This is a genomic window from Streptomyces sp. AC1-42W (genome assembly GCF_003248355.1).
Classification (GTDB): domain Bacteria; phylum Actinomycetota; class Actinomycetes; order Streptomycetales; family Streptomycetaceae; genus Streptomyces.
The window spans coordinates 3171630-3193554 of the sequence record NZ_QKWY01000002.1 but is presented as its reverse complement, the minus strand read 5'-3'; the positions used below and the strand labels follow the sequence as shown (position 1 = coordinate 3193554).

Here is a 21925-nt window from a genome sequence, read left to right as displayed (position 1 = left end):
TCAGTGCCCGCCTTCCTGCTTGGGAGGCATGCATCCGGTCGCGGGGGGTGTGTCGGCGGGCAGGTAGTTCCTCGGGACGACGCCGCAGACGTAGTTGTCGAACCAGCGGCCGTTGCCGAGGGTGTTGCCGACGAGCCGGTTGTAGCCGCCGGCGAGCGAGAGGACCTTGTCGAGGCTCTTGCGGTTCTTCTTCAGCACCGCGGTGACCCGGCCGAGCGCCTTGAGGGTCGGCTTGAGCTGCTTGTTGTTGTCGGCGACGAGACCGCTGAGCTGGACGCCCAGGTCGCGGGTGCCGGTGAGCAGCAGATGGATGGAGTCGCGGCGGGCCTGGATCTCGCCGAGGAGGAGGTTGCCGTCCTCCAGGAGGGTTTCGAAGCCGCTCTTCTTGCCGGCGAGGGTCTTGGTGAGCCGCTTACTGCCCTTGAGCAGGGTCGCCAGCTGGGCGTCGCGTTCGGAGACGGTCCTCGACAGCGCGGAGAGGCCCTTGGCGGCGTTCTTCACGGCGGGCGGGGAGTTCTCGAAGGTGGCGGAGATCGTCTCGAAGCTCTTGGCGAGCTGCTCGGTGTCGATCTCGCCGATGGTCTCGCCCAGTCCGTTGAACGCCTGGGTGACGTCGTACGGGGAGGTGGTGCGGGACGCGGTGATGCGCTCGCCGGGGTCCTGCGGGGCGTCGCCCAGCGGGTCGACGGCGAGGTACTTCTCGCCGAGGAGGGTCTTGATGGCGATGCCGACGGTGCTGGCGTTGCCGATCCAGGCGTCCTCGACCTTGAAGGAGACCTTCACCTTGGCGCCGTCCAGGGAGACGCCGGTGACCTTGCCGACCTTGACACCGGCGATGCGGACCTCGTCGCCCTCGGAGAGTCCGGCGGACTCGGTGAAGTCGGCGCTGTAGGTGGTGCCGCCGCCGATGAAGGGGAGCGAGTCGGCCCGGTAGGCGCCGAATCCCACGAGGGCGAGCACCAGCAGTCCGACGATGCCGACGGCGACGGGGTTGCGATGGCGCAGGGGTTTGATTCTCATGACTGGCACCTCGGCTGGGTGATCTCGATGCCGGTCGGCGGGGTGCTTCCGTCGCGGGTCGTGACGCCGCTGACCTTCGCCTCGCAGAGGTAGAGGTTGAGCCAGGAGCCGTACGACGTGAGACGGCCGATCGCCTCCATCTTGGCCGGGGTCTTCTCCAGGAAGTTCTCGATCTTCGGGGTGTTGTCGGCCAGGTTCCCGGAGAGCCTGCCGAGCTGCTTGATGTCCTCCTTGAGGGGTTTGCGGCCGTCCTCGAAGAGGTCCGCGGTGACCGTGGTGAGCGCGCCCATCGCGGTGACGGCCTCACCGAGGGGTTTGCGGTCGCCCGCGAAGCCGGTGACGAGGGCCTGGAGGGTGTCGACCAGGTCGTTGAAGCCGTCCTCCCGGTCGTTGACGGTCTTCAGGACCGTGTTGAGGTTCTTGATCACCTCGCCGATCACCTTGTCCTTGGCGGCGACCGTGCCGGTCAGCGAGCCGACGTGCTGGAGGATGCTGTCGACGGTGCCGCCCTCGCCCTGGAGCACCTGCACGATGGAGCCGGCCAGTTCGTTGACGTCGGGCGGCGAGAGCCCTTCGAAGAGGGGCTGGAAGCCGTTGAAGAGCTGGGTGAGGTCGAGCGCGGGCGTGGTGCGCGACAGCGGGATGGTGGCGCCCGGCGCGAAGCTCTCGCCGACGGGTCCGGCGCCCTGGCCCAGGTCGATGTAGCGCTGGCCGACCATGTTGAGGTACTTGATGGACGCGGTCACGGAGGCCGGCAGCCTCTTGCCCTTGCGGACGTTGAAGCGGACCTCGGCGACCCGGCGGTCGGCGACCCGGATGGACTCGACCTGGCCGACCTTGACGCCGGCGACACGGACGCTGTCCCCGACGATGAGGCCGGTCGCGTCGGTGAACCGGGCCTTGTACGAACGGGTCTCGCCGACCCCGGTGTTGGCGATGGACAGGGCCAGGACCGTGGTGGCCAGGCTCGTCACCACGATGAAGACGATCGATTTCGCGAGCGGTCCCGCGATGGAGCGGCGCTTCACTTGAGCTTCACCTCCACACCGCGGAAGGCCGGGCCGATGAGCACGCTGCTCCACTCGGGCAGGGCCTGCGGCCGGACTTTCAGTGAGGGAGCGACCAGTTCGTTGACGAGCCGGCTCTCCTGCGGGGAGTTGGGCATGCCGAGCGAGGGATCGGCGGCGGGGACCTCGACCGGAGTGGCGGTGTCCGGGTCGGCCGCGGCCCTTCGGGCGGTCAGGGCGTCGGCGGTGGGCACGGTGGTGCCGACGTACGGGATGGAGTAGCAGTGCGGTCCGCCGGTGGCGTTGTACACCGGGGTGTCCTTGCCGGCGACGTACTTCCCCTTGGACGGCACGGTCTTGAGCGTGACGTGCAGTCCGGGTTCGTCGGTGCCCTTGCCGAGCGCCTTGTCCATCGCCGGGACGAAGTTGGCGACGGTGCGCAGGGTGCAGGGGAACTCGGAGGAGTACTTCGCGAGGGTCTCCAGGGTGGGCCTGCCACTGGCGGCGAGCCGGATGAGGTTGTCCTTGTTGCGCCGGAGGAAGGAGGTGACGTCGCGGGCGGAGGCGGTGGTGGAGCCGTACACGTCGGCGAGGTTCTCCCGCTGTTCGGCGAGGGTGGTGCTGGTGGTGGTGAAGTCGGTGAGGGCGTCCAGGACGTCGGGGGCGGAGTCCGCGTAGAGCCGGCTCACCTTGACGAGTTCCTTGATGTCCTCGTTGAGCGTGGGGAGTTGGGGGTTGAACTTCTTCAGGTGGGCGTCGAGCGTGACGAGGGTGTCGCCGAGCTTCTCGCCCCGGCCCCGGAGCGCGGTGGACACCGCGTTGAGGGTGGCGGACAGCTTCTCCGGTTTGACGGCGGTCAGCAGCGGCAGGACGTTGTCGAGGACCTGTTCCAGCTCGATGGCGTTGCTGGAGCGGTCCTGCGGGATGACGTCGCCGGCGCCGAGGGTGCGCGCGGAGGGCGAGGGGGGCGGTACGAGGGCGACGAACCGTTCGCCGAAGAGGGTGGTGGGCAGCATCTGGGCGGTGACGTCCGCCGGGATGCGGTCCAGCTTGTCCGGCTGGATGGCGAGGGTGAGCCGGGCCCCGTCGCCGTCGGCCGCGATGTCGCGTACCTGGCCGACGACGACGCCGCGCAGTTTCACATCGGCGTTCTCGTGCATCTCGTTGCCCACGCTCGACGTGCGTACGGTGACGGTCGCGTCGTGGGTGAAGTCCTTCTCGTACACCGAGACCGAGACCCAGATGAGGACGGCGGGTACGAGGAAGAAGGCGACTCCGGCGGTTCTGCGGCCGGTGGCGCGGGCGGCGCGGGTAGTCATCAGCCGGCCACCTTCACCGTCGTCGTGGCGCCCCAGATCGCGAGCGAGAGGAAGAAGTCGGTCACGCTGATCAGCACGATCGCGTTCCGCACGGACCGGCCGACCGCGACGCCCACTCCGGCGGGTCCGCCACTGGCGTGGAAGCCGTAGTAGCAGTGGGCGAGGATCACCATCACGCTGAAGATCAGCACCTTGAGCACCGACAGGAGGACGTCCGCCGGGGAGAGGAAGAGGTTGAAGTAGTGGTCGTACGTGCCCGCCGACTGGCCGTTGAACAGGACGGTGACGTAGCGGGACGCGACGTACGAGGAGAGCAGCCCGATCGCGTAGAGCGGGATGATGGCGACGACGCCGGCGATGATGCGCGTGGTGACGAGGTAGGGCATGGAGCGCACGCCCATCGATTCGAGGCCGTCCACCTCCTCGTTGATGCGCATGGCGCCGAGCTGCGCGGTGAAGCCGGCGCCCACGGTGGCGGAGAGGGCCAGTCCGGCGACGAGCGGGGCGATCTCGCGGGTGTTGAAGTAGGCGGAGATGAATCCGGTGAAGGCGGCGGTGCCGATCTGGTTGAGGGCCGCGTACCCCTGGAGGCCGACGACGGTGCCGGTCGCCAGGGTCATCGCGATCATCACGCCGATGGTGCCGCCGACGACCCCGAGGCCGCCGCTGCCGAAGGCGACCTCGGCGAGGAGGCGCTGGACCTCCTTGAGGTAGCGGCGCAGGGTGCGGGGTATCCAGATCAGTGCCCGTACGTAGAAGGTGAGTTGGTCACCGGATCTGTCGAGCCAGCCGAGCATTGACATGGGTCAGCTCCCCTTCGCGGGGACGATCTGCAGGTAGATCGCCGTGAGGACCATGTTCACGAAGAACAGCAGCATGAAGGTGATGACGACGGACTGGTTGACCGCGTCGCCCACCCCCTTCGGGCCGCCGCGCGGGTTGAGGCCGCGGTAGGCGGCGACGATTCCGGCGATGAAGCCGAAGATCAGCGCCTTGACCTCGCTGACGTAGAGGTCGGGCAGCTGGGCGAGGGCGGAGAAGCTGGAGAGGTAGGCGCCCGGTGTGCCGTGCTGCATGATCACGTTGAAGAAGTAGCCGCCGAGGGTGCCGACGACCGAGACGAGGCCGTTGAGCAGGACGGCGACCAGCATGGTGGCGAGTACGCGCGGGACGACCAGGCGCTGCACGGGCGAGACGCCCATGACCTCCATGGCGTCCAGTTCCTCGCGGATCTTGCGGGAGCCGAGGTCGGCGCAGATGGCGGAGCCGGCGGCCCCGGACACCAGCAGCGCCACGATGATCGGGCTGGCCTGCTGGATGACGGCGAGGACGCTGGCGCCGCCGGTGAAGGACTGGGCGCCGAGCTGCTGGGTGAGCGAGCCGACCTGGAGGGCGATGACCGCGCCGAACGGGATGGAGACGAGGGCGGCGGGCAGGATGGTGACGCTGGCGACGAACCAGAACTGCTCGATGAACTCGCGTACCTGGAAGGGCCGGCGGAAGGTCTCGCGGGTCACGGTCCCGGCCAGCGCGAACAGCCGGCCGGTCTCGCGCAGCGGGGCGGCGAGCCTGCTGGGGCGCGGGGCCTCGGGCGGCGCGGCCTGCTCCGGGGCGCGGTCCACCGGTTCGTCGGGGGGCCGTACGGGCATGGGGGCGGTCACCGGCGTCCACCGCCCGCGGCCGGGCTGTAGCTGTCCAGGATGGCGGTACGGGCCGCCTCCGGCAGCTCGCCGAGCATCGACATGACGCGTTCCCGGCGGCGCAGGGCGCCCTGGCGCACCGGCAGGCCGGGCGAGGGCTCCAGTTGCGGGACGACGGTGCGCGGGGCGTTGGCCGAGCTGATGCCCTGGCCGTAGCCCTTGAGCTCCTCGGCGGCGAGGGTGGCCGCGTCCTTCTCCTCGGACATGCCGATGGGCCCCTCGCAGCGGCCGGCGAGGAACTGCGAGACGACGGGCAGTTCGCTGGTGAGCAGTACCTCGCGCGGCCCGAAGGTGACCAGGTTGCGGCGGAAGAGCATGCCCATGTTGTCCGGGACCGTGGAGGCGATGTCGAGGTTGTGGGTGACGATGAGCATCGTCGCGTCGATCTGGGCGTTCAGGTCGACGAGGAGCTGGGAGATGTACGCGGTGCGGACGGGGTCGAGGCCGGAGTCGGGCTCGTCGCAGAGGATGATCTGCGGGTCCAGGACGAGGGCGCGGGCGAGGCCGGCCCGCTTGCGCATACCGCCGGATATCTCGCCGGGGAGCTTGTTCTCGGCGCCCAGGAGGCCGACGACGTCGATGCGCTCCATGACGATGCGGCGGATCTCGGATTCCTTCTTGCGGGTGTGCTCCCGGAGCGGGAAGGCGATGTTGTCGAAAAGCGACATCGATCCGAAAAGGGCGCCGTCCTGGAACATGAGACCGAAGAGCTTCCGTGTCTCCATGATGTCCCGCTCGGACCCGTTCACCATGTCGACGCCATTGACGAGAACGCGTCCGTGTTCGGGTTTGAGGAGGCCGATGATGGATTTGAGGAAGACCGTCTTTCCCGTCCCGGACGGGCCGAGCATGACACTGACCTCGCCTGCGGGAAGCGTGAGCGACACATCCTGCCAGATGTTCTGCTTGCCGAATGACTTGGTGAGCCCTTCGACGACTACTTCGATTCCCATCCCACCTCCTGCATGCGCTCACGAAGTGACAGAAGTGCACCGAGGGGCGCACGTTAAGTTCACCGGCACCGCCAGGACAAGCCCTTGTACAGCCCATTCACAAAGATCCGGTCGGCTTGTCATCCGATGACAAATCCCGGTCCCGATCTTGTGAACTACTGCGCAGTGCCGTCCTCCGGTGCAGGCCGGAACCCCGGCACTGGAGACGTGCCGGGGCCCCCTCCGACGGGTGAGCAATCCCCGGACGCGCCGGGTGGGTTGCTGACGGAGGCGACGCTACGGGTGAGTAACCTGACCCGCAATACCAGGTCATCAAGTTTTCGCGCGAGAGCACAAAGCACTCCGTTCTTTCGCACCGATTGAGCAGGGCGGCCGGAAAAACTGTCTCCGGATGACAAGTTCGGCGCCCGGCCGGCCTTCGCGGGGGCGAGGGACCTGCGGCCGGGAGACGCTGGAGACCGGCTCGAATGCACAAGCGGCGGGCGGCATTCCGGATTCATCGCCCGCCCGCACCCCCGGCGGGTCCGCGGGACCTGCGCACGAAGTGACAAGAAGGCCGAATCCCGTACTCATCCCTGACGGAGATGACCGCCCCGCCCGCAGATTCTCATACAGCGGGATTGTGTCCCGGTGTTTCCCGCCAGTAACCTCACGGCTCGGTGAATGGGATTTCGTACCGGCACTGTCCGATGCCGTCCCGGCACCCGCTTTCCGCATTCCGTGCTCAATTCGCTGCGCACCGGGTATCTCTCCGGGCTCGCCCGGCCGCCTCGACGACGGCCGCCTCCCATCGGAAATAAGGGGAAGACATGAGAACTGGCTCGAACCGGGTACGTGTGGGGCTGCTGGCCTCCTTCACCGCGCTCGCCGCCGTCGCGTCGATCGGCACGGCCACGGCCGCCACCGCGACGCTGAACGGCAACTGGGCGCCCTTCAGCCGCTGCCCGGTGGACGACCCCGCCATGCTGGCGGTGGACGGGGCGACGGACACCGCCATCTGTGTGTCGTCCCACTCGGCGAGCGGCTCCATCAAGCTGGGCAACACCGAGGTGCCGGTCGGCGCCAGCGACCTCCAGGTCGGTGTGATCAACCACCCCGGCGGCACGTCCACCGTGATCTCCCCCAAGGGCGGCGCGCTCATCGCCGACTCCGCGAAGGTGCCGGGCGGTCTGCTCGGGCTGATGTGCCCGAACGACGTCCCGGTCATCACGGGCATCTGCAACACGCTCACCGACGTCAACCTGAACCGGGTGACGGCGACCATCGAGTCGGTCGACAACCCGACCGGCTTCCAGCTCCTGGCGGGGACGACGACCGGCAAGCCGATCCTCACCCTCCCCGTCCGCATCCACCTGGAGAACCCGCTCCTCGGTGACAAGTGCTACATCGGCTCCTCCACCAACCCGATCCTGCTCAAGCCGCAGAACCTGACGCAGCCGGCCGTCGGCAGCCAGAAGTTCGCCGGTGACGGCACCCCGGACACGGCCGGACCGCTCAACCGGCTCAACCTCCTGGGCGCCACCCAGACCGACACGACGTACGCGGTCCCCGGCACCACCGGCTGCGGGCTGCTGGGCTCGCTCAACTGGGCGGTCAACCTGAAGACCGGCCTGCCCGCGGCCTCCGGCGACAACCACGTCACGCTGGACAGCGCCCAGACGTACGTGGCGACGCTGAACAAGCCGCGTGACACCGCGCCCGACGCGGGCAAGCTGCTGTCGCAGTACTGGCACTCGGCCGTGCGGTAGCCGCCCCCGTACCAGGGAGCCCCGAAGGGGCCGCCTCCTCGCGGAGGCGGCCCCTTCGGTGTGTTCCGGGCTCGCGGCCGGCGCTCAGGACTCGGAGCCGGGGAGCGTGGGCAGCGGCGGCGGGCAGTACGACCGGGTGGGGTTGGCCGGAATGCAGGTGGGTGCCTGGTTCATGAAGACCCGGTTGCCGGGGCCCGAGATGGAGGCGGTGAAGAGCGGGTCGAGGTCCTCGCCGCCCGTGCCGCAGCCGGTGAAGGCCGGGATGTCGACCTCGCCCTCCAGGACGCCGCCCAGGGCCACGTTGGTGTAGTCGTCGCCGCCGTTCAGCACCACCTTGAACGGCTTCGACGTCCGGCAGTCGTTCCCCACGTCCAGCGGGGTGCCGTTGACCTCGACGTCGTGGAGCCGCAGGGACTGCTTGAAGTAGGCGGTGGCGAAGGACACCCGGTTGGGCGGGACACCGTAGCTGCCGGTCGAGATGGTGATGGGCCCGTTCTCGAACGACACCTTCGCGGTCACCGGCTGGAACCCGAAGGTGAGGAAGGTGGATTCGGCGTCCGGCAGGTCCAGGTTCGCGAGCGAGTCGATTCGGGTGTACGGCCCGCCCTGGGCGTTCGTCGCGCGTGTCGCCACCCGCTGCGTCGCGAGCACGCTGATGAGCGCCGGGGCGTCGGGGTTGTTGATGATCATGGCCCCGTTCAGCTTGCGCACATTGGCCAGCCCCAGCGCGTTGGCGCAGCTGAACGTTCCGCCGGTGGGGATGACCGTGATGCGGACGGGGTCGCCCGGTGGCGGCTGGGGTGCCTCGCTCGCGTCCAGTTCGCCCACGGGGCGTTCCACCGGGCAGAAATCGGGGTCCTCGTCGCCGGCGGCCGCCGGCCGTTCCACCGCGATGTCCTGCCGCTCCGCCCGGCCCGCGCCGCCTGCCGGGTCGGTGGGCGTCGCGGGGGCGGACGGCCGGGTGCCGGAGCCGTCCGTCACCCGCGTGGTCGCGAGATGCCCGTCCTGCCCGTCGTCGAGCCGGCACGTCAGGGTGGCGAGGGCCGGTGGGGCCTCCGTGGCGGTCGTCGCCGCGGCCGACAGCAGTTCTACGGTGAACTCCCCGAGGGAGAAGTCGACGTCGCCCGCGGCCCCGAAGGTCACATGGGGGACCTCACCGGTGTGTACGAGCACCAGGTCGCCGTCGGCCCCGAGGGGCGTACTGGGGGCGGTCAGCTGCCACGGCGCCTCGGCCGACGCACCGTTCTGGGCGACCTTCACGGCGAGGGCCGCCCGGCTCACGACGGCTTCGGTGCCCTCCGGCAGAAGTCCGGCGAGATCGGAGCGCGCGAGCGTCAGGGTGAGGGTCACCGGCCCCGGCTGCACGGGCCGGTCGACCTCGCCGGTCGCCGGTACGTCCACCGACAGGGCCACCGAGGCCGCCGCGGCCGCCTCGCCGCCGTCCTCGGTTCCGCAGGTGGCCGCGAGGCCGGCGGGCTCCGCGTTCTCGTCGGCGGCCGAGCCCGCGCCGGACAACAGCCCGGCGAGCAGGGCCAGTCCGGCGACGGAGGCGACCCGCACGGAACGCCCCGCACGGGTCACGGGTATCTGGGTGTGCATATCGGGGGTGTCCTCCACGTGGTGCGAGCGGGTGGTGCGTACCGGGGCCGGTGTGCGGGAGTTTCGGAACTCGCCCTAGACGACCTGGTACGTGGCGGTGACCTGGACCGGGTCGTTGTCGTCGACGAGGCCGAGGCAATCGGCGTCGGACGCGGTCAGCTGGTCGTCGATGGTGAGGACGTCGGTGGTGGTGTCGAAGGCCCCGTGGAGGGAGCCGGTGAGGTCGACGGAGCAGCCCCAACCCACGACGTGGACGGCGACACCCTGGATGAGGACCAGGTCCACGTTCGGGTTCGAGGTGCTCGGGCCCTGGGCGACGACCTGCCAGGGGCTCGACGTGACCGCCAGATCGACGTTCATTCCGGCGAGCACGCAGTTGGTGCCCATGAAGGAGCTGACGTCGGCGACGACCGGGCCGGTGGGGGCGAGCCAGCCGCCCGCATCGGAGGAGTCGCACGTCATCGCGCCCAGCATCTGCACGGTCAGGTCGTCGGAGTGGGCGGTGTACGGTCCGGGCGGCGACAACGTCCGGACGGACGCGGTCCCGGCCGCGGCCGGAGCGACGGCGGTACCCAGGGCGGCGGCGAGGGCGGCTGCCACGACGGCTGCGGATCTTCGCGTACGGCGTTTCACGCGTTCACATCCTCACGGGTCGGGGCGTCTCGCGCGACGCCCGTAACGAGAAGGCCGGGCCGGCCGCGGAGAGGCTCCGCGGCCGGCCCGTACCTGTGGCGTTCCAGCGGCCTTACGGGGTGGTGATCACCGGCGACGTGTGGGTGGAGTTGATGTCGACGTGGTACGAGGCGTTGAAGATCGCCACGTCGTTGTCGTTGACCAGGCCCATGCAGTCGGCGTTGGACGCCGTCAGTTCGGTGCCGGTCCCGTCGATGACCAGGTCCCCGGAGCTGTTGTCGTAGTACCCGTAGACCTTGCCGGTGAAGTCGGCCGAGCAGCCGAAGCCCTCGATGTGGGCGGAGATGCCGGTGACGTTGCCCTTGACCCGGTTGGCGTTCGCGGGGTCCACACCGGTGACGTTGATCGTCCACGGGGTCGCGGTCATCGTGACGTCGAAGCCGAGTCCACCGACGGTGCAGTTGGTGAAGACGATGTCGGTGATGCTGGCCATGTTGGCACCGGTGGCGCTGGTGGCGTTGACGGTGCCCGTGTTGACGTCGGACGAGTCGCACACCAGGTTGGCGAGCGGGACGTCCAGCGTCGGGTAGTCCGCGTGGGCGGTGTACGCGCCGTTGGGCGTCGCCGACCACGAGGACGTGGTGCCGGCGGAGGCCGTGGTCACCGCCATCCCGAGGGCAGCGGCGGCGGCGGTGGTGATGAATGCGGCTCTGCGTGCAAGGGTGTTCACGGAATCCGGTTCCCTTCGAGGGTGTGTGACCTACACCGGGGGGCCACTTCCGGCCGGGTGAGCGGCGCTCCCGGAGCGGGGGGTCACGAGACAGGAATGTGGCAGTCGTGGGTGTCCGACTGCTCGACCTCTTGCGTTCGGCCATGACGCTACGGGCGAGTAATGTCGCTCCGCAACACGCTGGAACAAAGAATCTCCACAATCGACCCGTCCGCGCGGGAATTTGCTGCGCGGCGAGTAACGCGGGTGGATTTTTTATCGAGAAGTGAGCAGTCCCGCCGGGCTCCGGGCGGCCCGCTCTGCTCACCTGATGACGGTACAGCCCCCGTCGCCGCCCAACGCCCCACGTCACAGCCCTGCCGTACGGCCTCCCCGGCAAGGCGCGCCCGGAGCGCCGACCGGCCGGCGGTCCTCTTGACTTCCCGTCGCCGGCCCGGTGGAATTCACCGCGAAATGCGAAGGCGGCATTGTTCGAAGAGCCGGGATCAGTGGCCGGAACGACCGTCGCATTACCGGAATCCAAGCCCCCGCATCGGCACTGCACAAGGGGTCCGCGAGCCGGGCCCGAGTGCGGCGACCGAGGCGACAGTTGGCTGAAAACAACCGGTACGTGCCCCCTGCATTTCGTCTTGTCCTGCCTGTGTTCAGGGCCACACACGTGGACTATCTTCAACAGCCGATGTCGGTACGCACCTGACGACGGATGGGAGCGCTCTCCCGTCCGTCCACCCCCATCGGGCGCCGAAGAGCAAGGGGTTGAAAGGTATGCCGGGAGTTGCGCAACCCTCGGAGCTGGGAGAACCACTGGGACCGCTGCCGCAGGAGTTCGCCACGATCGTGCGGCCGGAACTACCGAGTCTCATCAAGGAGATCGGCCTGGAGGTCACTCGCGCCTATCCCGAGTACGCGCGGCTTCTCGACGGCCCGTACGGCCAGGGCATCCGGGTGGGCGTCGAGCAGAGCATCTCCGTGTTCGTGGACCAGGTGGCCGAACCCAGCGCCCCGTCCGCGCTGCGCGACGAGATGTGCCGGAGGTTCGGCAGGTTCGAGGCGTACGAGGGGCGCGGCCTGGACCAGTTGCAGGGGGCGTACCGGCTGGGCGCGCGGGTGGCGCTGCGGCGGGCGAAGAAGATCGGCAGGCGCTACAACCTCTCCCCCACCATGATGCTGACGTTCGCGGACGCGCTCTTCTCGTACGTGGACGAGCTGGAGGCCCTGTCGCGCGAGGGGTATCTGGAGGTGCGGTCGGCGTCCGACGACCACACGGACACCCTGCGGCGCAGGCTGCTGCACCTGATCCTGGCGGGGCGGCCGGTGCCCCGGGTGGCCATCGCCGAGCTGTGCGAGCAGACGGGCTGGACACTGCCGGACGAGGTGACGCTCGTGGCGGTGCGGCCGTCGCCCGATCTGGACCGGCTGGCCATCGACCGCGACGTGCTCGTGGACTTCACCGAACCCCAGCCGCACTTACTCATACCGGGGCCCTTCGACGACATGCGCAGACGCATGCTCGAACACGCGCTCCCCGGGGTCCGCGCGGCCGTCGGTCTCACCGTCCCCGCCTCCCTGGCCTCGGACTCGATCCGCTGGGCCCGGCGGGTGCTGGAACTCGTGGACGCCGGCGTCATCGACGACGCGCCGGCCATCCGCTGCGAGGACCACCTCATCACCCTGTGGCTGCTCTCCGATCCGGTCCTGCTGGACCAGCTCGCGCGCCGCGAACTCGCCCCGATGGCCAATATCAGCGCCAACCGGCGTGAACGGCTCATCGAGACGCTGCGGATCTGGCTCGACACCCGAGGCACGGCGGCCCAGATGGGCGAGCTGCTCGACGTGCACCCCCAGACCGTCCGCTACCGGATGCGCAATCTGGAATCGATCTTCGGCGATCAACTGGTCGATCCGGAGGCGCGGTTCTCCACGGAGACCGTGCTTCGCGCCATGAGGCTGCGGGCCCGCAGCAACGACACACCCATCTGAACAGCGCGACGCGGCCGCGAACGGACGAGCATCTCACGCGAAGTCAACCTACTTGCTGGTAAGGGGAAATAGCCGGTCATTCCCAAACGGTTGCCACACGGAGACGCACGCAACGAGAAACCCGGAACTGCGTCTCGTTAGATGGAGGAGAGGTGTCGGCCGCCCACCCGGCGGCCCGCCGCCCGACCTTCTGGCCACCATCGAGAGGGAAACCCCCATGACCGCCCCGCACCTGCTCGTCCCCGTCCCGATCCCGGACCGTATCGCCGCGCTCATCGGCGCCTGCACACCCGCGCACGTCCTCCGGGCGGAGTTCGACGCCGAGTGTGCCGCACGCGAGGTCCGCAGGTTCCGGGGGCCCCGGCTCGGCATCGAGGACCAGGCCGACCGCGAGGAGGCCCTGGCGGACCTGGCCCGCGCCAACAAGGTGCTCGCCACGCACCACCCCCGGCTGGTGGTGCGCCCCGGCTCCGCCTGGTGACCGGGCGGGGCGTCCCGTGCCGCCCCCGCCGGAACGTCTTGCGGCGAGACCGCCGCACCCTTACCTTACTCAGAAGTAAGTTTACTTCGGAGTAAGGAGTTGGCGTGCCCGACAACAGCAGCGGCGAGGTCACCGGCGAACTGGCCGCCCTCGACTTCACGGCCGTCTCCCCCGAGGAGTTCGCCCGGATCGTGAAGGGTCTGTCCGCCCGGCAGCTCTCCGAGGTCATGCGCGGCGAGCTGCGCACACGGGTGCTCAGTGAGGTCTTCGGCCGGATGCGGCAGCAGTTCCGCCCGGAGGCGGCGGGAGAGCTGACGGCGCTGATCCGCTGGAAGATCACCGGGGACACCGAGGTGGTCTACGAGACCGCCCTCGCGGACGGCACCTGCGCGGTGACCGAGGGCCGCTCCGACGCGGAGCCGCGCACCACGCTGATCATGGCGGACACGGAGTTCCTCAAGCTGGTCTCCGGCAACGGCAACCCCATCACCATGTTCATGATGCGCAAGCTGAAGGTGGCCGGTGACGTGGGCCTGGCCTCCGGGCTGACCCGCTACTTCGACATCCCGAAGGCGTGAGCCGATGAGCCACTTCTCCCTCGCGCTCACCGAGGAGCAGCGGGACCTGCGCGACTGGGTGCACGGCTTCGCCGCCGAGGTGGTGCGCCCGGCGGCGGCCGAGTGGGACGCCCGCGAGGAGACGCCCTGGCCGGTCATCCAGGAGGCCGCCCGGATCGGGCTCTACGGGTTCGAGTCGCTGGCCGACATGTACGGCGACCCGTCGGGGCTCTCCCTCCAGATAGCCAACGAGGAGCTGTTCTGGGGTGACGCCGGCATCGGCATGGCCCTGTTCGGCACCTCGCTCGCCGTCGCCGGGATCTTCGCCTCCGGCACCCCGGACCAGCTCGCCGAGTGGGTGCCCCAGTGCTACGGGGACGCGGACGAGCCGAAGGTCGCGGCGTTCTGCGTGTCCGAACCGCAGGCCGGCTCCGACGTCTCCGCGATGACCACCCGGGCCCGCTACGACGAGGCGAGGGACGAGTGGGTGATCTCCGGCCAGAAGGCGTGGATCACCAACGGCGGCATCGCCGAGGTGCACGTGGTGGTCGCCTCGGTCGACCCCGCGCTCGGCGCGCGCGGGCAGGCGGCGTTCATCGTGCCGTCCGGCACCGCGGGCCTGGCCGCCGGCCGCACCATCAAGAAGCTGGGCCTGCGCGCCTCGCACACGGCGGACGTCTTCCTCGACGACGTACGGGTGCCGGGCCACTGCCTGCTCGGCGGCAGGGAGAGGCTGGACGCCCGGCTGGCCCGCGCCCGCGAGGGCGGCACCGCCAAGGGGCAGGCCGCGATGGCCACCTTCGAGGTCAGCCGCCCCACGGTCGGCGCCCAGGCGCTGGGCATCGCGCGCGCCGCGTACGAATACGCGCTGGAGTACGCCGGGCAGCGCGAGGCGTTCGGGCGGCCGGTCATCGAGAACCAGTCGATCGCGTTCGCGCTGGCCGACCTGCGTACCGAGATCGAGGCCGTACGGCTGCTGATCCGGCAGGCCGCGTGGATGGCCCGCAACGACCGCGCCTTCGACGCCGGTCAGGGCTCCATGGCCAAACTGCGCGCGGGCGAACTCGCGGTGGCCGCGACGGAGAAAGCCGTCCAGATCCTCGGCGGCGCCGGATACAGCCGGGAGCACCCGGTGGAGCGGATGTACCGCGACGCGAAGATCTACACCATCTTCGAGGGCACCAGCGAGATCCAGCGCCTGGTCATCGCCCGGGCCATCTCCGGCCGGCACATCCGCTGAGCGCGGGGGCGGCGGTACGGGGCGCGGGCGGGCCCGCGAGGATGGGCGCGTCAGCCCACCGACCGCACCCAGGAGGAGCGCCCATGCCCGCCGTCCCGCGCCCGTCCGTCCTCTTCGTCACCGACCTGGCCTACGAGGCGCGCGGCCGGCACTACTGCGACGAGGACATCGCGCTGACCGCGCGGCTGCGCGCCGACTTCGACATCGCGCTCTGCCACCCGCGCGACGCGGCCGCGCTGCTCGACCGGTTCGACGCCGTCGTCGTACGCAACAGCGGTCCCGTGCTGCACTACCGGGAGGCGTACGAGGCGTTCCGGGCGCGGGCCCTGGAGCTGGGCACCCGGGTGTACAACCCGCTGAACGGGCGCGGGGACATGGCGGGCAAGCAGTATCTGGTCGATCTCAGCCGCGCCGGGCACCCGGTGATACCCACCGTGGACCGGGCGGCGGATCTGGGGCTGCTGCCGCGGGCGGAGAGCTATGTCGTCAAGCCGAAGCTGGGCGCGGACTCGGTCGGGCTGCGCTTCGTGGCGACGCCCGAGCTGAAGCCCGGCGCGGACGGCACCCTGCTCGTCCAGCCCCGGATCGACTTCCGCTACGAGGTGTCCTTCTACTTCGTGGACCACGACTTCCAGTACGCGCTGCACGCCCCGGACCCGGAGCGGCGGTGGGTGCTGGAGCCGTACCCGGCGAGCGCGGCGGACCTGGCGTTCGCGCGCTCGTTCGTGGAGTGGAACACACTGGAGCACGGCATCCAGCGCGTGGACGCCTGCCGGACGGCGGACGGCGAACTGCTGCTGGTGGAGCTGGAGGACCTCAATCCGTATCTGTCGCTGGACCGGGTCTCCGCCCCCGTGCGCGAGGCATTCGCCGCGCGGATGACGGCGTCGCTGCGGGATCTGCTCGGCTGACACGTCCGGGCGTTCCCCGCATGCGGGTGATTCGGCGCGATGTGAGGGTGCAAGGGTGACCACTGCCAGCGAGACCGCACCCGTCACGCGGAGTGCCGCCGCGCCGCCCGTGCTCGATCCGCGCCGCCGCAACATCGTCTTCACCACGATCGTGCTGGGCATCCTGCTGGCCGCGCTGGACCAGACGATCGTGGGCACGGCGCTGCCCACGATCGTCTCGGACCTCGGGGGCGCCGCGCACATGTCGTGGGTGGTCACCGCCTATCTGCTGGCGGAGACGGTGGCGACGGTCCTGGTCGGCAAGTTCGGCGACCTGTTCGGGCGGAAGATCGTCTTCCAGGTGTCCGCCGTCATCTTCATCACCGGTTCGTTCCTCTGCGGGCTCGCGACGAACATGACGCTGCTGATCGTGTGGCGCGGGCTCCAGGGCATCGGCGCCGGCGGTCTGATGGTCACCTCGATGGCGTTGATCGCGGACGTCATCCCGCTGCGCGACCGGGGCAAGTACCAGGGCGCGATCGGTGCCGTGTTCGGGGTCTCGACCGTGATCGGGCCGCTGCTGGGCGGCCTGTTCACCGACCATCTGACCTGGCGCTGGGCGTTCTACGTCAATGTGCCGATCGCGATCGTGGTGGTCGTCGCGGCGGCCCGGACGATCCCGTCCGTCAAGGCGGCCGGGCGGCCGGTCATCGACTACCTGGGCATCGCCATGGTCACGGTCGGGGCCAGCGCCCTGATCCTGGCCACCAGCTGGGGCGGCAACGAGTACGCCTGGGGCTCCGGGGTCATCATCGGGCTGTTCGTGCTCGGTGTGGTGGCGCTCGCGCTGTTCTGCCTGGTGGAGTTCCGGGCGAAGGAGCCGATGCTGCCGATGCGGCTCTTCGGCAACCCGGTCTTCACGGTGTGCTCGGTGCTGAGCTTCATCGTGGGGTTCGCGATGCTCGGCGCGATGATTTTCCTGCCGACGTATCTCCAGTACGTGGACGGCGACTCGGCGACCCTGTCGGGGGTGCGGACCCTGCCGATGGTCGCCGGTCTGCTCGCGGCGTCGATCTTCAGCGGCAATGTGGTCAGCAAGACCGGCCGCTACCGGATCTTCCCCATCGTCGGGTCACTCGTCATGGCGGCCGGTCTCTTCCTGCTCTCCCGGATGGGCCCGGACAGCGGGGTGTGGCTGGAGTCGCTGTACATGCTGATCCTGGGCATCGGAATCGGGCTGTCCATGCAGGTCCTGACGATCGCGGTGCAGAACACCGTCGACTACGCGGACCTGGGCACGGCGACCTCGGGCGTGACCTTCTTCCGTACGCTCGGCAGCTCCTTCGGCACCGCCGTCTTCGGGACCATCTACGCCAACGGGCTCGGCCCCCATCTCAGGGACGGGATCGCCGAGGCGGCGCGGGCGGGCGGCGATCCCGCCGTGCTCGCGAAGGCGTCGCAGAGCCCGGAGGGGCTGCACGCGCTGCCCCCCGCCCAGTCGGCGCCGCTGGCCCAGGCGTACGCGGACACCCTGCACACGGTGTTCCTGTGGACGGTGCCCGTGGCGCTCATCGGGTTCGTCGTCGCGCTGTTCCTGAAGCAGGTGCGGCTGCGGGACACGGTGCGGGCCGGCTCGACGGACATGGGCGAGGGGTTCGCCTCGCCGAACACCGGGGACCCGGCCCGGCTGCTGGAGTTCTCGGTGGCCAGGGTGCTGCGGCGGGTGGACCCGGAGACGGCGCGGCGGATCGTGGCCGGTTCGGACACCAGGCTGGACATGGCGGGCGCCTGGGCGGTGATGCAGGTCGACCTGTTCACCCGGATGGTGGGCCATGCGGGGCTCCGGCTGATCGCCGCCCGGCACCGGATTCCGCCGGAGGTCCTGGTGCCGGTCTTCGACCGGATGATCGAGGAGGGCTTCCTCACCGGGGACGGTCATCTGTTCACGCACACCGCGGCCGGCCGCCGCGAGGCCCAAGCCATCGGCGACGCCTGGGCGCGCTGGCTGAACGACCAGCTGGGCCCGGACGGCGGGCGCCCGGACGACGCCAGGCTGCGCGCCGCCGTCGATGTGATCGCCAAGCGGCTGCTGGCGGAGGACCTGACGCAGGAGCTGGCCCCGGCCGCCCCGGCGGGCGCTCAGTCGGCGAAGACGGCGGTCTCGTAGACCCAGGCGCCCGCGTGGCGCACGAAGCGGCTCTTCTCGTGGAGCGATCCGGCGCGCCCGCCCACCGCGTAGTGGGCGCGGAAGGTGACGGTGCCGGTGGTGTGGAAGGCGCTGCCCTCCGTGGTCTCCAGGACCTCCAGCCCCTGCCAGCGCTGGTCCGGGTCGAGGTCCAGGACGTCCGGCCGGTGATCCGGGTGCCAGGTGCGCAGCAGATATCCGGCGTCCCGGATGACGAAGGCGGCGTAACGGGAGCGCATCAGCGCCTCGCACGTCGCCGCCGGGGCCCCCGCGTGCAGCCGGCCGCAGCACTCGGCGTACGCGGCGGGCAGCCCGCAGGGGCACGGCGAAACCGCGCCGATCTCGGGGGCCGGGGTGGTGCGGGCGCCCGTGGCGGACGGGCGCCGGGGGCGGGAGGTGCGTCGGGACATGCGTCCATTGTGCCGGTCAGGTCAGCAGGAAGTCCGCCTGGCCGGCCTTGGCGCCCTGGATGAAGGCGGCGATCTCGTGGTGGGTGTAGATGAGGGCCGGACCGTCCGGGTCCGCCGACTGGCGCATGGCGATTCTCCCGTCAGCCAGTTTCATGGCCTCGACGCAGGTACCGCCGTTGCCGCCGCTCCATGGCTTGTACCAGCCTTCGGAGCCGAGGTCAGCGGCAGGCATGCCGTTGTATATGGGTGTCATCACAGCTCCTTGCGGAAGTCCCGGAGGAGTTCCTTCGTGCGTTGTGCAGTCGCGGCCTGGGCCGCCATGCGGTCCATGACCTCGAGGTAGGAGGCCACCTCCTGGCGCGCGTCGAAGTAGACGGCTCCGGTCAGATATTCGCTGTAGACCATGTCGGGCAGTTCGGGGACGGCGAACCGGAAGAGCACGAACGCCCCGTACGTCCCCGGGTGGTGACCGGTGGAGAACTCCGCGATCTGCAGTGTCACATTGGGCATCGACGTCGCTTCGAGCAGCTTGTCCACCTGGGCGCGCATGATGGCGGCGCTGCCGACGGGGCGGCGCAGGACGGTCTCGTCCATCACCACCCACAGGCGGGGCGCGTTCTGCTTGGTGAGCAGTTCCTGTCGTTCCATCCGCAGCGCCACATGGCGCTCGATGTCCTCGATCCTGACCTGGCCGACCGCACACGTACGCATCACGCTGCGCGCGTAGTCCTCGGTCTGGAGGAGTCCGGACACGAAGTGCGGCTCGTAGATGCGCAGCAGGCTCGCCGCGCCCTCCAGGCTGACGTACATGCTGAACCAGTCCGGCAGCACGTCGTGGAACCGCTGCCACCAGCCCGGCTTGTTGGCCTCCTCCGCGAGTTCGACGAAGGCGTCCGACTCCTCGTCGCCGACCCCGTAGGCCTTCAGCAGCGCCTGCACATAGGGGATCTTGAGGGCGACCTCGGCCGTCTCCATCCTGCGGACCGTCGCCGGGGCGACGCGCAACACCTTCGCGGCCAGGTCCCGGCTCATCCCGGCACGCTCCCGCAGGTCCTGCAGACGCTTGCCGAGAACGACCTGGCCCACGGTCGGGGCGGACCGCGGTTCGCTCACTTCAGACCTCCCCATGCGCTGTATGGGTGCAGTGTGCCATGCGCATGCCGCCGTGGACACAGCCACTCTGGAATTTTCACAGTGCCTCTTGCCAAGTGTTCGTTACAGGGGGAGAGTTGGTGTGCGAAATCAGTTGACCTGTCGCGCCCGCGGCTTTCTCCAAGATCGCGAAGCGTGACGCAGCCCCCACTGTGAGGATTCGGTCGTGGCACCTGGCAGTGCGCTCATCCCCCGGCGCGTGGACCTCAGTCCGGGGGCCGAAGCGCTCCGTTACTGCTTCGCGCTGCCCGCGCACCCCGAATCGGTCGCCACCGCCCGGCGCCTGACGAAGTCCCGGCTCGGCGAGTGGCGCACGGACGGCGACACCCGCGAGGCGGCGGTCCTGATCGTGTCCGAACTGGTCACCAACGCGGTGGTGCACACGGCGAGCGCGCGGGTCCTGTGCGAACTGCGCCGCCTGGACGGCCGGCTGCGCGTCTCCGTGCAGGACCAGGGGCACCAGCCGGGCGGCCCCCGCCTGGGCAGAGGTGCCGACGACGAGCACGGCCGCGGCCTCCTGCTCGTCGACTCGCTGGCCGCCGCCTGGGGATCGCGCGACGCCGGGGACGGCTCGGGCCGCATCGTCTGGGCAGAACTGCCGCACGGCTCGGAGCACACATGCTGAAGAACGCCATGAACCATTTCCTCGCGATGCGCCGCTCCCGTGAGCCCGCGGGCCCGTCGGGCGGCGGCCGGGTCCAGCTCCCACTGCCCACGGCGCTGTCGGCGAGCCTGGGCTACGACGCGGTGGGGGTGCCCGCGCGCTACGGATTCCGGCTGATGTCCCACCTGCCCCGTACCGGCTGTGTCTTCGCGGACGCCGAGCGCTGGTGGTGGATCGTCCCGGCCGGCTCCGACCTCGACCTGGACTGGCCCGAGCAGGCGGCGTACGCGCGCGGCGCCTGTGTACCGGCGGTACGCCCCCGGCTGATCCACCAGCCCGACAGCCGGACGCCGTACACCCCGCCCATCCCCCTGTTCCTGATGGTCTGCCAGGTGACCGGCGTGACGCCGACCTGGACCCAGGTGTACGGGCCCCCGGCGATCTCCGCCCCCTGACCGGCCCCCCGGTCACCCTCCGTTGATGCTCCTATTGGCTGTCAAGCGGCGGTGAGCCAGTCGCGGTAGGTGTTGGCGAGGTCGTCGTCTCGGCGGATTCCGCGTTCGAGGGTGGAGATCGTGGCGGGCCAGACTCCGAAGTGGCGGGCCGCTGCGGTGAGGGTGATGTTCTTCGACTGCCGAAGAGGCCGCAGGTCGGCGATGCCTGGGACGGTGACCGTGGTGGTCAGGCAGCGGAACATCTCCCGGACGATGGCCCGTTTCAGGAGCCGGATGATCTCTTTCTTGGTCCGGCCGGCGGCCGTCTGTCGTGCCACGTAGTCGCGGGTGCGGGGGTCACTGGACATGCGGACCAGGGCGATGCGGTAGAGGGCGGCGTTGGCTGCCCGGTCGCCGCCTCGTGAGAGGCGGTGCCGGTTCGTGCGGCCGCTGGAGGCGGGGACGGGTGCGGCTCCGCAGAGGGCGGCGAAGGACGCTTCGGTCCGCAGGCGTTCGGGATTGCCTCCGGCTGTGACCAGCAGCTGGGCGGCGGTGTCGGGGCCGACGCCGTAGGCGGCCCGCAGCCCGGGGTTGTGGGCGGTGACCTCACTGTCGAGGGCCCGGGTCAGGGCATGGTGTTCGGCGGTGAGTTCCTTGACGCGTCGGGCGAGGCTCTTCAGCGCGGTGAGGACCGCGACGTGGACCGCGTCCCCGGCCGGTCGCAGCCGGGCCAGGGCGTCGGTCCGGTCGGCGCCCTTGAGCTGCCCGAACCTGGCGCGGATGCTTTCGGGTGCGGTGACGAGGATGTGGGTGATCTGGTTGAGAGCGGCGGTGCGTGCCTTGACGGCTGAGCGGGCGGCGTTGTGCAGGGCGCGTATGCCGGTGACGGTGTCGTCCTTCGGCGCGCTGGAGGCCCGTCCGGACAGGGCGGCGCGGGCGGCGGCGTAGGCGTCGATGGGGTCGGACTTGCCGATGCGGCGGCGTTCTGCCCGGTCGGGCCGGTTGACCTCGACGACGTCAAGGCCCGCCGAGCGGGCGGCGCGGGTGAAGCCGGCCCCGTAGGAGGCGGTGCCTTCCACTCCGATCGCGTTCACGTGGCCGTGGGCGCCGAGGAAGGCCAGGGCCGCGGCGTATCCGGCGGCGGTGGTGGCGAACTCGGCGTCCGCGAGGTGACCGCCGTTGTCGCTGATGACCGCGACGTGAACGGTGTCGGCGTGGGAATCGACCCCGCCGAACACGACCTTGTCCGTGGTGTCGTCCGCGACCGCTGATGTCATGCTGAT

22 protein-coding genes are annotated in these 21925 nt (G+C 70.0%); 9 read left to right on the top strand and 13 right to left on the bottom strand.

Annotated elements, in window-relative coordinates; genetic code table 11:
* The 6 genes from DNK56_RS32080 to DNK56_RS32055 are packed head-to-tail and all read right to left on the bottom strand — an operon-like array spanning nt 1 to nt 5999.
* Complete coding sequence (locus tag DNK56_RS32080; protein ID WP_111339259.1) at nt 1–1020, bottom strand: MCE family protein; 1020 nt, start codon at nt 1018–1020, stop codon at nt 1–3.
* On the bottom strand, nt 1017–2048 hold the full coding sequence (locus DNK56_RS32075; RefSeq protein ID WP_111339258.1) for an MCE family protein: 1032 nt from the start codon (nt 2046–2048) through the stop codon (nt 1017–1019). Before DNK56_RS32075 ends, DNK56_RS32080 begins: the two co-directional genes overlap by 4 nt.
* Nucleotides 2045–3346, bottom strand: coding sequence for an MCE family protein (locus tag DNK56_RS32070; RefSeq protein ID WP_111339257.1), 1302 nt, complete (start codon nt 3344–3346; stop codon nt 2045–2047). The genes DNK56_RS32075 and DNK56_RS32070 overlap by 4 nt, the downstream gene beginning before the upstream one ends.
* Nucleotides 3346–4149, bottom strand: coding sequence for an MlaE family ABC transporter permease (locus tag DNK56_RS32065; RefSeq protein ID WP_111339256.1), 804 nt, complete (start codon nt 4147–4149; stop codon nt 3346–3348). Before DNK56_RS32065 ends, DNK56_RS32070 begins: the two co-directional genes overlap by 1 nt.
* 3 nt (nt 4150–4152) lie before the next feature.
* Nucleotides 4153–5007, bottom strand: coding sequence for an MlaE family ABC transporter permease (locus DNK56_RS32060; protein ID WP_111339255.1), 855 nt, complete (start codon nt 5005–5007; stop codon nt 4153–4155).
* On the bottom strand, nt 5004–5999 hold the full coding sequence (locus DNK56_RS32055) for an ABC transporter ATP-binding protein (protein ID WP_111339254.1): 996 nt from the start codon (nt 5997–5999) through the stop codon (nt 5004–5006). The genes DNK56_RS32060 and DNK56_RS32055 overlap by 4 nt, the downstream gene beginning before the upstream one ends.
* 809 nt (nt 6000–6808) lie before the next feature.
* Here DNK56_RS32055 and DNK56_RS32050 point away from each other — a divergent pair.
* Entirely contained in the window at nt 6809–7747 is a 939-nt protein-coding gene (locus tag DNK56_RS32050) for a hypothetical protein (RefSeq protein WP_199563559.1), read from the top strand.
* A gap of 84 nt (nt 7748–7831) precedes the next feature.
* On the opposite strand, the gene DNK56_RS32045 is transcribed toward DNK56_RS32050, so the two are convergent.
* The 3 genes from DNK56_RS32045 to DNK56_RS36330 form a co-directional block, all read right to left on the bottom strand.
* The gene (locus DNK56_RS32045) at nt 7832–9346 is read right to left on the bottom strand and encodes a DUF6801 domain-containing protein (protein WP_111339252.1); all 1515 of its coding nucleotides are present in this window, start codon (nt 9344–9346) and stop codon (nt 7832–7834) included.
* Nucleotides 9347–9421: 75 nt separating this feature from the next.
* Entirely contained in the window at nt 9422–9979 is a 558-nt protein-coding gene (locus DNK56_RS35135; protein ID WP_158558452.1) for a hypothetical protein, read from the bottom strand.
* Nucleotides 9980–10091: 112 nt separating this feature from the next.
* Nucleotides 10092–10709 (bottom strand): hypothetical protein, encoded by a 618-nt coding sequence (locus tag DNK56_RS36330; protein ID WP_241990153.1) that lies wholly within the window; start codon nt 10707–10709, stop codon nt 10092–10094.
* 765 nt (nt 10710–11474) lie between these two features.
* Here DNK56_RS36330 and DNK56_RS32025 point away from each other — a divergent pair.
* From DNK56_RS32025 to DNK56_RS32000, 6 genes are all read left to right on the top strand, one after another.
* Nucleotides 11475–12689 carry a PucR family transcriptional regulator gene (locus tag DNK56_RS32025; RefSeq protein WP_111339250.1) on the top strand — a complete coding sequence of 405 codons (1215 nt, stop codon included), beginning with the start codon at nt 11475–11477 and terminating at the stop codon, nt 12687–12689.
* A gap of 217 nt (nt 12690–12906) precedes the next feature.
* Nucleotides 12907–13170 carry a hypothetical protein gene (locus DNK56_RS32020; protein ID WP_111339249.1) on the top strand — a complete coding sequence of 88 codons (264 nt, stop codon included), beginning with the start codon at nt 12907–12909 and terminating at the stop codon, nt 13168–13170.
* A gap of 104 nt (nt 13171–13274) precedes the next feature.
* Entirely contained in the window at nt 13275–13748 is a 474-nt protein-coding gene (locus tag DNK56_RS32015) for an SCP2 sterol-binding domain-containing protein (protein WP_111339248.1), read from the top strand.
* A 4-nt stretch (nt 13749–13752) separates the two neighbouring features.
* Complete coding sequence (locus DNK56_RS32010) at nt 13753–14967, top strand: acyl-CoA dehydrogenase family protein (RefSeq protein ID WP_111339247.1); 1215 nt, start codon at nt 13753–13755, stop codon at nt 14965–14967.
* 83 nt (nt 14968–15050) lie between these two features.
* Nucleotides 15051–15878, top strand: coding sequence for a hypothetical protein (locus tag DNK56_RS32005; RefSeq protein WP_111339246.1), 828 nt, complete (start codon nt 15051–15053; stop codon nt 15876–15878).
* Between the two features lie 55 nt (nt 15879–15933).
* Nucleotides 15934–18024 (top strand): MDR family MFS transporter, encoded by a 2091-nt coding sequence (locus DNK56_RS32000; RefSeq protein WP_111339245.1) that lies wholly within the window; start codon nt 15934–15936, stop codon nt 18022–18024.
* Here DNK56_RS32000 and DNK56_RS31995 read toward each other — a convergent pair.
* The 3 genes from DNK56_RS31995 to DNK56_RS31985 are packed head-to-tail and all read right to left on the bottom strand — an operon-like array spanning nt 17997 to nt 19565.
* Nucleotides 17997–18452 carry a YchJ family protein gene (locus tag DNK56_RS31995; RefSeq protein ID WP_111339244.1) on the bottom strand — a complete coding sequence of 152 codons (456 nt, stop codon included), beginning with the start codon at nt 18450–18452 and terminating at the stop codon, nt 17997–17999. The genes DNK56_RS32000 and DNK56_RS31995 overlap by 28 nt on opposite strands.
* Nucleotides 18453–18468: 16 nt before the next feature.
* The gene (locus DNK56_RS31990; protein WP_111339243.1) at nt 18469–18705 is read right to left on the bottom strand and encodes a DUF397 domain-containing protein; all 237 of its coding nucleotides are present in this window, start codon (nt 18703–18705) and stop codon (nt 18469–18471) included.
* Nucleotides 18705–19565 carry a helix-turn-helix domain-containing protein gene (locus tag DNK56_RS31985; RefSeq protein WP_111339242.1) on the bottom strand — a complete coding sequence of 287 codons (861 nt, stop codon included), beginning with the start codon at nt 19563–19565 and terminating at the stop codon, nt 18705–18707. Before DNK56_RS31985 ends, DNK56_RS31990 begins: the two co-directional genes overlap by 1 nt.
* A gap of 205 nt (nt 19566–19770) precedes the next feature.
* Here DNK56_RS31985 and DNK56_RS31980 point away from each other — a divergent pair, with 205 nt between their 5' ends.
* Together DNK56_RS31980 and DNK56_RS31975 are read left to right on the top strand one after the other, a co-directional pair.
* A complete protein-coding gene (locus DNK56_RS31980; protein WP_111339241.1) occupies nt 19771–20229 on the top strand; it encodes an ATP-binding protein in 459 nt (152 codons plus the stop codon).
* Entirely contained in the window at nt 20223–20663 is a 441-nt protein-coding gene (locus tag DNK56_RS31975; RefSeq protein WP_111339240.1) for a hypothetical protein, read from the top strand. The genes DNK56_RS31980 and DNK56_RS31975 overlap by 7 nt, the downstream gene beginning before the upstream one ends.
* 41 nt (nt 20664–20704) lie before the next feature.
* Here the strand turns inward: DNK56_RS31975 and DNK56_RS31970 are convergent, their stop codons facing one another.
* Entirely contained in the window at nt 20705–21919 is a 1215-nt protein-coding gene (locus DNK56_RS31970; RefSeq protein WP_111339642.1) for an IS110 family transposase, read from the bottom strand.
* Nucleotides 21920–21925 lie beyond the last annotated feature (6 nt).